At 67.9% G+C, this 14,653-nt stretch carries 5 protein-coding genes; all 5 read left to right on the top strand.

Annotated features, from left to right (window positions below; all coding sequences use genetic code 11):
- Window positions 1-59: 59 nt before the first annotated feature.
- Window positions 60-1,310 carry a cytidylyltransferase domain-containing protein gene (locus tag ACIHCL_RS24735; protein ID WP_399864822.1) on the top strand — a complete coding sequence of 417 codons (1,251 nt, stop codon included), beginning with the start codon at window positions 60-62 and terminating at the stop codon, window positions 1,308-1,310.
- A 67-nt stretch (window positions 1,311-1,377) separates the two neighbouring features.
- Window positions 1,378-2,310, top strand: coding sequence for an N-acetylneuraminate synthase family protein (locus ACIHCL_RS24730; RefSeq protein WP_399864820.1), 933 nt, complete (start codon window positions 1,378-1,380; stop codon window positions 2,308-2,310).
- A gap of 11 nt (window positions 2,311-2,321) precedes the next feature.
- The gene (locus tag ACIHCL_RS24725) at window positions 2,322-3,377 is read left to right on the top strand and encodes a hypothetical protein (RefSeq protein WP_399864818.1); all 1,056 of its coding nucleotides are present in this window, start codon (window positions 2,322-2,324) and stop codon (window positions 3,375-3,377) included.
- A 451-nt stretch (window positions 3,378-3,828) separates the two neighbouring features.
- Entirely contained in the window at window positions 3,829-8,040 is a 4,212-nt protein-coding gene (locus ACIHCL_RS24720; RefSeq protein WP_399864864.1) for a LamG-like jellyroll fold domain-containing protein, read from the top strand.
- Between the two features lie 216 nt (window positions 8,041-8,256).
- Window positions 8,257-14,646, top strand: coding sequence for an RHS repeat-associated core domain-containing protein (locus tag ACIHCL_RS24715; protein WP_399864816.1), 6,390 nt, complete (start codon window positions 8,257-8,259; stop codon window positions 14,644-14,646).
- Window positions 14,647-14,653 lie beyond the last annotated feature (7 nt).

Below are 14,653 nucleotides of genomic sequence, written 5' to 3'. Positions count from 1 at the left end.
GTGCCTGCGCCGCACCCGGTGCCGCCGAGCCCACCGTGTCCACCCCTTCAGGAGCAGAGATGTCACCGACCCCCACCGTGCTCGCCGTGATCCCCGCCCGCGGCGGATCCAAGGGCGTCCCGGGCAAGAACCTCGCCCAGGTCGGAGGGGTACCGCTGGTCGCCCGCGCGGTACGCGCCTGCCTGGCCTCCCGCGAGGTCACGGACGTCGTCGTGACCACCGACGACGAGGCCATCGCGGACGCCGCCCGCGCGGCCGGCGACACCTCCGGCACCCCGGAACGGCTGCACGTCGTGCGGCGCCCCGCGGCCATCGCGGGGGACAAGGCGAGCAGCGAGGACGCCGTGCTGCACGCCCTGGACGCGTACGAGGCGACGGGCGAACGGACGGTCGACGCGGTCCTGCTGGTCCAGTGCACCAGCCCCTTCATCGTGCGGGAGGACATCGACGGCGTGGCCGCCGCGGTCGCCCGCGAGGGAGCCGACACGGCGGTCACGGTCGCCCCCTTCCACGGCTTCCTCTGGCGCGACGGCAGCGTCCTGGAGGAGGAGAACCACGGCGTCAACCACGACAAATCCGTGCGCCAGATGCGTCAGGACCGCCCCGAGGACCTGCTGGAGACCGGTGCCGCGTACGCCATGGACGCCACCGGCTTCCGCGCCCACCGCCACCGCTTCTTCGGCCACACCGCCCTCGTGCGCACCGACCCCGCGCGGGTCCTGGAGATCGACGACCCGCACGATCTGGCCCGCGCCCGCGCCCTCGCGCCGCTGCTGGACCCCTCGTCGCTGCCCGTCCTCGCCGACGTCGACGCGGTCGTCCTCGACTTCGACGGCACCCAGACCGACGACCGGGTCCTCATCGACGCCGACGGACGCGAGATCGTCGCCGTCCACCGCGGCGACGGCCTGGGCATCGCCGCCCTGCGCAAGGCCGGCGTACCCCTGCTGATCCTCTCCACGGAACAGAACCCGGTCGTCGCGGCCCGCGCCCACAAACTCCGCATCCCGGTCCTGCACGGCATCGACCGCAAGGACCTGGCCCTCAAGCAGTGGTGCGACGAACAGTCCATCGCCCCCGAACGTGTCCTCTACGTGGGCAACGACGTCAACGACCTGCCGTGCTTCGCACTCGCCGGCTGGCCCGTCGCCGTCGCCGACGCCCATGACTCGGTGCGCGCCGCGGCGCGTGCCGTCACCACCACGCCGGGCGGCTTCGGCGCGATCCGCGAGATCGCGGCCTGGTTGCTGGGCCCCGCCCTCACCCCGCCCGCTCCCACACCTCACACCCTCACCCGGTCCGCCGAGTGACGCGGGGCCCCAAACCCGCGACATCCCCGATTCACCCGCGACAACCCCGAGTTAAGGAACACATCTCATGAGCACCTCCCGTCTGCGCACCCTCGGCACCCGTACCGCGGGCCCCGGTCGCCCCGTCTACGTCACCGGTGAGATCGGCATCAACCACAACGGCGACCTGGACAACGCCCTCGCCCTGATCGACGTGGCCGCCGACGCCGGCTGCGACGCCGTCAAGTTCCAGAAGCGCACCCCGGAGATCTGCACCCCGCGCGACCAGTGGGACATCGAGCGCGACACCCCCTGGGGCCGGATGACGTACATCGACTACCGCCACCGCGTCGAGTTCGGCGAGGACGAGTACCGGGCCATCTCCGAGCACTGCGCCCGGCGCGGCATCGACTGGTTCGCCTCCCCGTGGGACACCGAGGCCGTCGCCTTCCTGGAGAAGTTCGACGTGCCCGCCCACAAGGTGGCCTCGGCCTCCCTCACCGACGACGAGCTGCTGCGCGCCCTGCGGGCCACCGGCCGCACCATCATCCTCTCCACCGGCATGTCCACCCCGAAGCAGATCCGGCACGCGGTCGAGGTCCTGGGCTCGGAGAACATCCTGCTCTGCCACGCCACCTCCACCTACCCGGCCAAGGCCGAGGAGCTGAACCTGCGGGTCATCAACACCCTCCAGCAGGAGTACCCCAACGTCCCGATCGGCTACAGCGGCCACGAGACCGGCCTTCAGACGACCCTCGCCGCCGTCGCCCTCGGCGCCGCGTTCGTCGAGCGCCACATCACCCTCGACCGCGCCATGTGGGGCTCCGACCAGGCCGCCTCCGTCGAGCCGCAGGGCCTCAGCCGCCTGGTGCGCGACATCCGCACCATTGAGGCGTCGCTCGGCGACGGGGTCAAGAAGGTGTACGAGTCCGAGCTCGGCCCGATGAAGAAGCTCCGCCGGGTCGCGGGCGTCGTCACCGAGAACGAGGCCGCCCAGGCGGCCGAGCCGGTCGCGGTCTGACGGGCCGACCGGTGAACCTCGCCTTCGTCGAGAGCCCGGTCCAGCTCCTGAACGTCCTGGAGTGGGCCTACACAGAGGGAGGCGACGACCACGTCCTCGCGGACGTCACGGTCGTCGTCCTCCCCCCGGTCGACCCGATGTCGCGCGGTCAGCTGCGCCGGATGGCGGAGCTGGCCCGCGACGAGGGCGTCAACGTCCGATGGCAGGAGGCGCGCGGCGGCGCGAGCGCGCCCCTGAAGACTCTGCGTGCACTCGCCGGACTGCTGCGCGACGCGGACCGGATCGTCATAGGCGACCCGTTCTCCCGCTACGTCCAGCTCCTGCTGACCATGGTCCGCGCCCGCCGCCTGACGGTGGTCGACGACGGCACGGCCACCATGGAGTTCGTCGCCCAGCTCGCGCGCGGCGAACGCCTGGTGCGCTGGCACCGCAAGGGCAGCACGGGCCCGCGCGAGCTGGTCCTGGCCCCGGTCACGGCTCGCGCGCGCAGCCGCTTCATCCCCTCCGCGAACCGTACGGTCGAGGTCTTCACGGCGATGCCGGTCGAGGCCCCGCCCGGTGTCACCGTCACCCCCAACACCTTCGCCTGGACCCGCGCCCGCTTCGGCCCGCCCCGGCTCACCAAGGGCGCGGACCTGGTCGGCACCTCCCTCGTCGAGACCGGCGTGGTCGACCAGGACCGCTATCTGGAGGCCGTCACCACCCTGGCCCGCACCCATCAGGCCACCCGCTACTTCGCCCACCGCCGCGAGTCCGCCGAGAAGCTCCACGCCCTGGAAGCCGCCACCGGACTGGAGATCGTCCGCCCCGACCTTCCGCTCGAACTCATAGCCCGCCGCGGCCCGATCGGCCGCACCGTCCTGAGCTTCCCCTCCACCGTCGTCCACACCCTGCCGCTCGCCCTGGCGGGTACGGAGGCCAGGGTCGCGGTCTGCGACATAGCCCCGGAATGGCTCCGCGACACGGCATCCCCTCGCGCCCAGGGCTTCCTGTCCGGGGTGACGGCCACCGCCCGCGACGTCCAACGCCTCGCCCCCTGGCGGGCGACGGCGGTCGGGGAGGCGTAACCGCGCCCACCGGACGGCTCCCGTGGTTCCGTTTCCTACGACGACACCGTCGTGCGCACCACTGACGGATGGCGTGTCAGCCGTCGCAAAGTATCGCCACGCGGCGTCGGACGTGGGGTTGGAGACCGGCGGTGACGCCGATGTGGGAGTGCCCCCAGGGCTGAGCTTCCCCTCCACGGTCGTCCACACCCGACTTCGCGCGGACGCCCGAGGGGAGGGGCTTCGGCCCGGCCAACGCCCTGTGGCCCACGCCACATACCGCGCGCCCTGTTTGTGGAGGGTGGGGTGAAAGATCCCCCTGGCCATTCACATGGCCACTACATAGAGTCCCGAAGGATTCCACTTTTCAGGGAATCTTCATGTTCGCGGGGCCTGGGTGGGGGCTATGTGGAGACGTCTGTGTCGTCGTAGTGGGACGGGAGTTGCGGCCGTCGCGGTGAGCGTCGCCGTGATGGGGGCGCCGCCGCCTCAAGCGGCGGCGGTGGAGCCCGCGTCACCAACGCCCGCGCCTGCGGAGCAGTCCGAACCCGGTGCCGAATCGAGCATCGAAGCCGCCCAGGCCGCTGCAAAACATACCGACCAGCCGGTTGAAGTGCTCTCGCTGCGGGGTGAAAGCCGCGATGTCTTCGCGACGCCCGACGGAAATCTGGAGGCCCGGGAGTACCTGCGGCCGGTGAGAGCCCGGGTCCAAGGGGAATGGAAGCCCATCGACACCGACCTGGCACCGTCCGAAGGCGGCCGTGTCGCGCCGAAGGTGAGCACGGTCGGCCTGGAATTCTCCCGAGGCGGTACCGACCCGCTGGTGCGCATGACGAAGGCGGGCCGCGAACTGGCCCTGTCCTGGCCGGGAACTCTGCCCGCGCCGCAATTGGACGGTCCGGTCGCCACGTACAGCGAAGTCCTTCCTGATGTGGACCTCCGGATGGAGGCCCAGGAGGACGGATTCACCCAGCTGCTGGTGGTGAAGTCCGCACTGGCCGCCGCGAGCGAGGACCTTGCCGAACTGCGCTTCAAGCTCCAGACCCGTGGCATGGACGTGAACGAGACGGCCGATGGGGGACTCCAGGCGGTCGACCACGGTGCGCAGGGAGCTGTGTTCGAGGCGCCGAAGCCGATGATGTGGGATTCGAGTTCTCCGGGACCGGAAGGTCTCGAAGGCGCCGTCCCGCCGTCCCGTTCGGCTCCTTCCGGGCAGGTGGCCGGTACGACGGCCCCGGGAGAGAAGCCGGCGCCGACCGAGTCCGGTCGGCTCGCCCCGGTCGACGTGAAGGTCGCGGCAGACGGCGAGGAACTGGTACTGACGCCGGATGTCGACCTGTTGAAGGGCGACGACACCGAGTACCCCGTTTTCATCGACCCGCAGTGGTATCAGCCGCGGGCCTCCGCGTGGACGATGGCGTCGAAGTACTGGGCCTCTTCGCCGCAATGGAAGTTCAACGGGGAGTCCACGGCCGGCATGGGGTACTGCAACTGGAGCTATTGCGCCCCCAATGACACAAAACGGCTCTTCTACCGGATCCCCACATCAACGTTCGCGGGCAAGTCGATCCTCTCGGCGGAGTTCGTGGTGCAGAACACCTGGTCGGCCTCGTGCGCAGCGCGCAGCGTCCAGTTGTGGCGCACCAAGGACATCTCCGCGTCCACGACGTGGAACTCGCAGAACGCGGCGGGCTTCTGGATCAAGGAGCTGAGGTCGGCGTCCTTCGCCTACGGCTATGAGGGCTGCGCGGCGAAGGACGCGGAATTCGACGTGAAGGCCGCCGTGCAGGAAGCCGCGAACGGTAAATGGGCCACCATGACCTTCGGACTCCGAGCGGCCAGTGAGACCGACGGGTACAGCTGGAAGCGTTTCTCGGACAAGGCGTTCCTGCGGGTGAAGTACAACCGTCCGCCGGCACAGGTGAAGATGTCGCAACTGTCGATGGAGTACGGCGGGACGTGCAAGCGTCCGGCGAACGCGGCCAAGGTCCGCACCTTGGGTACGATCCGCGCCAACAATGTGACGGACCCCGACAAGGACAATGTTTCGGTGCAGTTCCAGGCTTCCTGGGACGCCGGGGACGGCAAGGGGAACATCGCCCGGTGGAGTCCGGCGCGGACGTCGTCGAAGCCCTCCGGATCGAGTTTCGCGATCAGCCTTCCGACCTCGATACCGCCGAACAAGCAGATCTCCTGGTATGTCCGCTCGTACGACGGGGCTCAGTACTCTCCGTGGTCGCACGCGGGCGACCCCACCGGCTGCTACTTCACCTATGACACCTCGGTCCCGAAGGCTCCCGCTGTCACGTCGAGGGACTATCCGGCTTCCGATCCCGGAAACCCGGAGGATCCCTGGTTCGACGGGGTCGGAAAGTACGGTGCTTTTGAGATAAAGGCGTCCGAGAACGATGTGACGAAGTACTGGTACGGGATCAACAGCGACCCCTCGTCGAAGAACACCGTGACCACTTCGGGGGGCGCGGCAAGAACCGCTCAGATCCTTCCGGCCGAGCCGGGGCTGAACTTCCTCACCGCCCAGGCGTTCGACGCTGCCGGTAACGGCAGTGAGATCCGTACGTATCAGTACCGGGTCAAGGCGGGGCAACCGGAAAAGGCCGCCTGGAGCATGGACGAGGCAGCCGGTGCGACCGAGGCGAACGGCACGGCCGGTGCCCGGGTCGCCACCCTGCACGGCGGTGCCGTGCCAGGCGTGCCCGGTGTCATCGGGACGGCCGTCTTGTTCGACGGTGTCGACGACTACGCGGAGACCGACATTCCCACGGTCGCCACCGAGACGGGCTTCTCGGTGTCCGCGTGGGCGGAACTGTCGAGGATGCCGGACACGGCGGCGATCATCGCCGCGCAGCCCGGCAACCACAGCCCTGGTTTCGAGCTGTACTACTCCCAGGCGTACGACCGTTGGGTCTTCAACCAGTACACATCCGACTCGGCGACGGCCGTGCCCGTCCGTGCCATGGCGGACGCCCCCGGCGGTGTGACCGCCGGGCAGTGGACGCATCTGGTCGGCACCTACAGCTCGGCGTCGAAGGAGTTGAAGCTCTACGTCCAGGGGGTACTGGTCGGCACGACGTCGTACAGCACGCCCTGGGACGCCCGACGAGGACTGCGGATCGGTGCCGGCCTGTACAGCGGCCGGAGCGAGTCGTTCTTCCCCGGCGCCATTGACGAACTGCGGATCTACGACAAGCCGATCTCGCAGGCGGAGGTGACCAGCCTCTACAACAAGCAGCCGATAGGCTCCGGCCGACCCGCCCGTGCGGTGTTCCCCATGGACGAGCCGGCCGACGCCACGACGATCACGGGCCGGGCGGACGTCCACCCTGCGGTTCTCAAGGGAGGCGCTGTCACCGGCCGGCCCGGGGTGAGCGGCAAGGCGCTCACACTCGACGGTACGGACGACTACGCCGTCGCCGGTGCGCCACATCTCAACAACCAGCGCAGTTTCACCGTATCGGCATGGGCGAAGCTTCCGAAGACCAAGCCGGATCATGCCGCGATCATTGCGACGCAGACAAGCGTTCACAAACCGGGCTTCGAGCTGTACTACTCCAGCGCGTACGACCGTTGGGTCTTCAACCAGTACCTCTCGGATACATCGGATTCCGGTCTGATCCGCGCTATGCAGCCGCAGGGCACGACGGCCCGAGGCGGTGAATGGGCGCATCTGGTCGGTGTGTTCGACACCGTGAGGCGCCAACTGGTCCTGTACGTCAACGGTGTCGAAGCCGGGCGGGCCGACGCCGCCACGACGTGGTACGCGGGCGGTGCCGTGCAGATCGGCGCCGGTTCGTACGACGGCCAACTGGATTCGTTCTTCCCCGGTCAGATCGACGACGTCCGCTTCTTCGACCGGCCGGTGTCCGCCGAAGAGGTACAGCAACTCTTCCGCCGGAGCCCGGTGCTGAAGGGACGCTGGAACTTCGAGGAGAAGACCACGGGCCAGCCCGCGACCACTCCGGATGCCAGCGGCGAGAACCAGCCGATGACCGTGCACGGGGGCGCGGAACTCGGACCGGGAACGGTCGACTTCAATGGTCTTCAGCTCAATGGCGTCGACGCCTACGGAGAGATCCCGTCCGTGCCGGTCGATACGAGCGCCAGCTTCACGGTGACGGCGTGGGCGCAGGCGGCTGCCCAGCCGGACCACTCGATGTCCGTGGTCAGCACCTCAGGAGCCACCCGCAGTGCGTTCGATGTCCGCTTCCAGCCTGATCCCGCTGATGTCTCCGGACTGGGCCGCTGGGAGCTGACGCTCCCCGACGCGGACAGCTCGGGGGCCGCGGTCAAGCAGACCGGCAGTACGGAGTTCTTCGACGTCCGCGACTGGAACCATCTCGCGGTGGTCTACGACGGCTTCGCCAAGGAGGCCCGCCTCTACGTCAACGGCGTGCTCCAGGAAGTGGCCTGCGGCGACAACGACGGGGACGGCAAGCCGGACGACGACGCCTGCCAGGACCTCGTGGCCTGGGCGGACGACGTACTGACCTTCAAGGCGGGCCAGAACATGCTGGTGGGCCGCGCCATGGCGGACACCACGGGCGAGTACTTCGCCGGGTCGATCGACGACGTCTGGGCATTCCAGGGGACGTTGAACGAGGACCAGATCGGCCGGCTCGCCCAGTCGTTCATCGACATCCCCACCGAAGTGCCCTCCACCGACTGACGTTGCCGATCGGTGGCGCCGCTCCGGGCCACCGATCGGAGTGGCGCCCCGTGCGCCCGCGTACCCACCAGAGCGTGCCCTTTCAGTTCTGCGTCGCGCCCCTCAGTCGGCATGCGGCGCCCGACAGTGATGGACACACCACGTATGAGACGCACGACAGGATTCACCCTCAGAAGCAGAGCGTTCCGACGGACGTCGTTGGCGATCTCCGCCGTGATGGTTGCCACTCTGCTCCAGACCGCTGCCGTCCCGGCCTCGACGGCGGCGTCCACCGATCTGCCCGAACTGCCGACCGCGGAGAAGCCCGTTGCGGGAAGCAAGGGCGTCACCGCCAAGCCGCGTACCCGGACCCCAGGACCCAAGGTTCCGTCGAGAGCCCCGAAGGCGCGGCTGCCCCAGCCCGTGGAGGCGATATCGATCGCCGTGCCCGAGCCCGGCGCGAAGGGCATGAAGCGCTTCGCCGGCCCGAAGGGCCAGCCGATCGGGATCGGCAGGGCCCAGGACGCGGCTCCGACGAAGACGGCCAAGAGCCGCGACACCGCCCCAACCGCCTCCACACCGAGCAGCGTGACCTTGCGTCTCTTCGGCGCCGAGAAGGCTGAGCGGGCCGGGGTGAACGGCGCCTTGTTCACCCTGGACCCGAAGCTCCCGACTTCCGGGCCGAACAGCGCAGACATCGCGCTGACCTTCGACTACGGCGACTTCGCGGAGCTGTACGGCGGTTCCTACGCCTCCCGCATCCACCTCGTCGAACTGCCGGCCTGCGCCCTCACGACCCCCGATGAGGAGCGTTGCCGGTCCGCCAGACCCGTCGACGCCACCAACGACACGGAGGAGCACACACTGACCGCCGAGTCGGTGAGCCTCCGGGCCGGAGGTCCGACGGTGCTGGCCGCGACGGCCGAGGCCGAAGGGGACAAGGGGGACTACAAGGCCACACCACTCGCCCCCTCCTCCACCTGGCAGACCAATCTCAGCACCGGCAGCTTCACCTGGTCGTACGGCATCCCGACGCCCGCGGTCCCCGGAGACCTGCAGCCGAGCATCGGCCTCTCGTACTCCTCCGCGGCCATCGACGGCCGGACCGGCGGGACGAACAACCAGGGTTCCTGGGTCGGTGACGGCTTCGACCTGTGGCCGGGGTTCATCGAGCGCCGCTACAAACCCTGCGCGGACGACGGCGTGAAGAACGCCGACGGGAACAAGCCTGGCGACATGTGCTGGGCCTACGACAACGCCTTCATCTCGTTCAACGGCTCCGGCGGTGAACTCGTCCCCGCCGCAGGTAAGGACGAGTTCAAGCTGAAGAAGGACGACGGCACCCGGATCAAGCGCCTGGAGTCCGTCGACCGCGGCAATGGGGACAACGACGGCGAGTACTGGGAGCTGACGGCCCCGAACGGCACCCGGTACTACTTCGGCTACAACCGGCTGCCGGGCTGGAGCTCGGGCAAGGACACCACGGACTCCACCTGGACGCTGCCGGTGTACGGCAACGACTCCGGTGAGAAGTGCCACGCCGCGACGTTCGCGGACTCCTGGTGCCAGCAGGCATGGCGGTGGAACCTCGACTACGTCGTCGACACCCACGGCAACACGATCAGCTACCGCTACGGCAAGGAGAGCAACTCCTACGGCCGGAACCTGAAGGCGGCGGACGACACCCCGTACACCCGCGGCGGCTACCTGAAGCGCATCGACTACGGACAGAAGTCGAACGACCTGTACGCGACGCAGCCGCTGGCCCAGGTCGTCTTCGACAACGCCGAGCGGTGCCTGCCGGAGTCCGGTGTCACCTGCGCTGCGGACACCATCGACTCCAAGTCCTTCTACTGGTACGACACGCCCTGGGACCTGAACTGCAAGGCCGGCACCAGCTGTGACAACGGCAGGCTGTCCCCCTCCTTCTGGACACGCAAGCGGCTGACCGGCATCACGACCCAGGTACTCCAGTCCGACGGTACCTACGGCAAGGTCGACTCCTGGAAGTTCGACCACCGCTGGGGCATGGCCGACGCCGACTACCAGCTGCTGCTGGACAGCATTGAGCACACAGGTGTGTCGGCGACGCCGACCGTCACGCTGCCGAAGACGACGTTCGCCTACGAGCAGATGGCGAACCGCCTGGACCGGACCGGCGACGGCTTCGCCCCGTTCATCAAGTCGCGTCTGTTCTCCGTCGCGGACGAGTACGGCGCCCAGATCACCGCCAACTACTCGGATCCGACGTGCGACTGGAACGCGCTGCCGACGCCCGAGACCAATACCACGCGCTGTTTCCCCCAGTACATCGGCGGCAGCGACTCCGACCCCGCCACACAGCACTGGTTCAACAAGTACGTGACCACCTCCGTCACGGTGACGGACCATATCGGCGGAGCACCCGACCAGGTCACGCGGTACGACTACCGGGGCAACGCGGCCTGGCACTTCGATGACGACGACGGTCTGACCAAGGAGAAGGAAAAGACCTGGTCCCAGTGGCGGGGCTACGGCCAGGTCCAGGTCCGGACCGGTGGTCAGGGCGGCGACGCCGCCATGAAGACGCAGCAGGACCACTACTTCCTGCGCGGTATGGACGGCGACCGGAAGAACACCTCCGGTGGCACGAAGGCCGTCTCGGTCGCGCTTGCCACAGGCGAAGGCGACCCGATCACCGACCACGAGTCCACCGCGGGCTACGGCTACAAGACCGTCACGTACGACAAGCCGGGCGGCAAGGCCCTGAGCAAGTCGGTCAACAGGCCGTGGCACCACGAGACCGCCAAGAAGGTTCGCGACTGGGGCACGGTCACGGCCAACTTCGTCGGCACCTCCGGCACCAAGGAGTGGGTCTCCCTCGACGACGGCGTCGGCACCAAGTGGCGCACCACGTCGACGGCGGTCAAGCACGACACCGTCGCAGGCCGGGTCATCCAGGTCGACGACTTCGGTGACGACGCCACCACGGCCGACGACCAGTGCATCCGCACCACCTACCCGGAGGCCACCGGCGCCCGCATCCTCGACCTCCCCGCCCGGGTGGAAACGGTCACGAAGGCATGCGACGCCACGACCGACCGGTCCAAGGACGTTCTCTCGGACACACGGACCGCGTACGACGGGGGCGCGTACGGAGCCGCCCCCACGAAGGGCGATGTCTCCGCGATCGCCAGGCTGAAGAGCCACGACGGCACCAAGGCCGCCTATCTGGAGTCCGGCGCCACCTACGACGACTACGGCCGTCAGCTGATGACCACGGACCTGGTGGCGGACGTCACCGTCACCGGGACCGGCACGCCCGTCCGCACCGCCCGTGACGACGGACGGAAGACGACCACGACGTACACGCCGGCCACAGGACTGCCCACCCAGGTCAAGGTGACCACGCCTCCCGCCACCGCCGGTAACGCGGCCTCGGCGCAGACGACCGTCACCGACCTCCATCCGCTGCGCGGTGTCGCGGTGAAGGAGACCGACACCAACAGCAACGTCACCGAGCTGGCATACGACGCCCTGGGGCGGTCCACCAAGGTGTGGCTGCCGGACCGGCGCAACACCCAGGTTCCCAGCCAGGAGTTCGTCTACACGGTCACCGACACGACGCTCGCCGTCGCCACCAAGACCCTGAACAACAACGGCGGACAGATCACGTCGTACACGCTCTACGACGGATTGCAGCGTGAACGGCAGACCCAGGCCCCGGGCCCGGACAGCGGCAGCATCCTCACGGACGTCTTCTACGACGAACGTGGGCTCGCCAACAAGGCGTTCGCGCCGTACTACACGACCGGCAGGCCGAGCACCCAGCTCTTCGAGCCGGACGACGCCCTGTCCGTGGAGACTCAGACCCGGACCGCCTTCGACGGCCTGAACCGGACCGTCGAGACCAAGCAGATCGCGGGCAACGGGGACGGCGGAACAGTCCTCAACACCACCCGGACCATCTACGGCGGCGACCGCACCACCGTCATACCTCCCGACGGCGGCACCGCGACGACCACCCTCACCGACGCTCGCGGCAACACCGCCGAACTGCGGCAGCACCACACCCGCTCGGAGAACGCCGCCTTCGACACCACCACCTACCGGTACACGCCACGCGGCGAGCTGCAGAAGGTCACCGACCCCGCAGGCAGCAGCTGGAGCTACACATACGACCAGCTCGGCCGGCAGACCAGCGCCACCGACCCGGACAAGGGCACCACCGAGAACACCTACGACGACCGAGGGCAGTTGACCTTCGTCAAGGGCGCGCGGACCGACATCCCCGGTCTGGCCTACCTCTACGACGGCCTGGGCCGACAGACCGAGGTGCGCGAGGGATCGGCGACGGGCACGCTGCGCACCAAGCAGGTGTACGACACCCTCACCGGTGCGAAGGGGCAACTCGCCGAATCCACGCGCTACGTCGACGGCCAGGCCTACATCTCCAAGGTCACCGCGTACGACCGGCTCTACCGCCCCACGAGGACCGCCGTCGTCATCCCGGCTGCCGAGGGCGCCTTGCAGGGCACGTACCAGGAGATCACGACCTATCTGCCCTCGGGGCTGACGGCCGGCGTCAACTCTTCCGCAGCCGGCTCGCTACCGGGAGGCTTGACCACCTACAGCTACGACAAGGAAACGCTCCGGCTGATGTCGGTTCTCGGCGACGGGATGACATCCAGCGTTTCCTACAGCCTGACCGGCAAACCCCTGCAGTACTCGATGGGCCTGAACGGCGGCAGGAAGACCCAGGTCACCAACACGTACGAGTGGGGCACTCAGCGGCTCGCGACCTCACGCGTCGACCGCATGGAACAGCCCGGCGTCGACCGCCATGTCACCTACGGCTACGACGAGTTCGGTAACGTCCGGTCGATGACGGACGTCTCACGCGGCGGCACCGACAACCAGTGCTTCATCAACGACTACCTGGGCCGTGTCACTGAGGCATGGACGCAGCCCACCACCACCTGCGCGACGGCTCCTTCCGGTGACCGGATCGGCGGTCCCGCCCCGTACTGGCAGAGCTTCTCGTACGACAAGTCCGGCAACCGAGTCACCGAGACCCGGCACGACACCTTCGGTGACGCGACCAAGGACATCAAGCGCACCTACAGCTACCCAGATCCGGGCGGGCCGAAGGCTCACTCCCTCACGTCCGTCACCACACAGGCACCGTCGGGCACCACGGTCGACGACTACGCCTACGACGCGACCGGCAACACCACCAGCCGCCCCGGTCAGAGCCTGACCTGGGACGCCGAGGGCCACCTCGCCTCGGCGACCGAGGACGGCAAGACCACCAGCTACCTCTACGACACTGCGGGCAACCGCCTCATCAGCCGCACCAGCACAGAGACGACGCTCTACCTGGGCAGGACTGAGGTCACGCTCCCCACCGGAGCCGACAAGGCCAAGGCCACCCGCTACGTCGACCTCGGCGGAGGCCATATGGCCATCCGCGCGGACGACGGGACCCACTCCTTCGTCATCGCCGACCACCATGGCACCGGTGAACTGGCCGTCCAGGGCGAGGATTTGGTGCTGACCCAGCGCCGGACGCTTCCCTTCGGCGCGATACGCGGACAGACCCCCGTGTCCTGGCCCGGAACCAGGGGCTTCGTCGGCGGCACCGATGACACCGAGTCCACGGGCCTCACCCACCTGGGAGCCCGCGAATACGACCCCGAACTGGGCCGCTTCATCTCCGTCGACCGGCTCATGGACCTGGCCGACCCCCAGCAGATGAACGGCTACACCTATTCCAACAACAACCCCGTCACGCATTCCGACCCCACCGGACTGTGGATCGACGACGGCACGGGCCACAGCGAACCCAGGCGCGACGGTGGCCCCGCCGGTCCGCCGAGCCCTACCCCTGGAAGGTCCGGAGGCGCTCATAGCAGCGGAGGCAGTAGCAACCGCGGGGGCGGAGGCAGTAGCAACCGCGCTGGTTCCACGATTGTCGGGAGCGGTTGTGACAGTCCCTGCCAGAAAGCTATCCAGGCGCTCAAGGCAAAGTGGAAGGGAGGGCTTTACGGAAGCCTAGTGCGGGAGGTAGAGAAGTATGTGCAGATCGTTACTGGCGACCACAGACCGTGCGCCGAAGGGGCGATGGTTTCCTCAGGTGTTGCCGCAGGCTGTGCGGATGCAATGGGAATAGGTTCCGCAGAAACTTGGAACGATCTACTGAACGAGTGGATAAATGGAAAGGGAGGTGTTCGGACGTTCGGTGCGGGAAGCTTGATCACGCAGCAACTGGCCGGGAATAAGCACAGCCGGGATCTTCTTGAAGGGCTGCAGGAGAAGATTTCTGGTGCGGGATACGATATTGACCCGTCAACGCTGGGAGGCAGGTCTTCTTATCGTGACCCCAAGACGAATTTCTTCAAGGATCTCTACGGTATGTACACCGACGGGAAAGGGGGATCCGGGATTCCTGAGGCTTTCATGGGGTCTTATGATCAAGTTCACCAGGTGATCAACGTCGATAAGCGTGAGAGATCCTTCACTGTCGCCTTCGCTGCGTACAACGAGACTGGTCTCGAATCATTGACTCACCTTTTTCCTGATATAGGTCAAGGTAAGAGTATGGGTACCTTGCATCAGGCTTATTACTGGACTGTGACGGTAGGCTGATGAATCG

It is taken from the genome of Streptomyces sp. NPDC052042 (assembly GCF_044548345.1).
In the GTDB taxonomy this organism is placed as follows: domain Bacteria; phylum Actinomycetota; class Actinomycetes; order Streptomycetales; family Streptomycetaceae; genus Streptomyces.
The sequence above is the reverse complement of the archived record's forward strand: the minus strand, read 5'-3'. Positions and strand labels throughout refer to the sequence as shown.

Bases quoted from the DNA above. Each gene is read 5' to 3' on its own strand.
- ACIHCL_RS24735 (WP_399864822.1), top strand. From the start codon at position 60: ATGTCACCGACCCCCACCGTGCTCGCCGTGATCCCCGCCCGCGGCGGA.
- ACIHCL_RS24730 (WP_399864820.1), top strand. From the start codon at position 1,378: ATGAGCACCTCCCGTCTGCGCACCCTCGGCACCCGTACCGCGGGCCCC.
- ACIHCL_RS24720 (WP_399864864.1), top strand. From the start codon at position 3,829: ATGGGGGCGCCGCCGCCTCAAGCGGCGGCGGTGGAGCCCGCGTCACCA.
- ACIHCL_RS24715 (WP_399864816.1), top strand. From the start codon at position 8,257: ATGGTTGCCACTCTGCTCCAGACCGCTGCCGTCCCGGCCTCGACGGCG.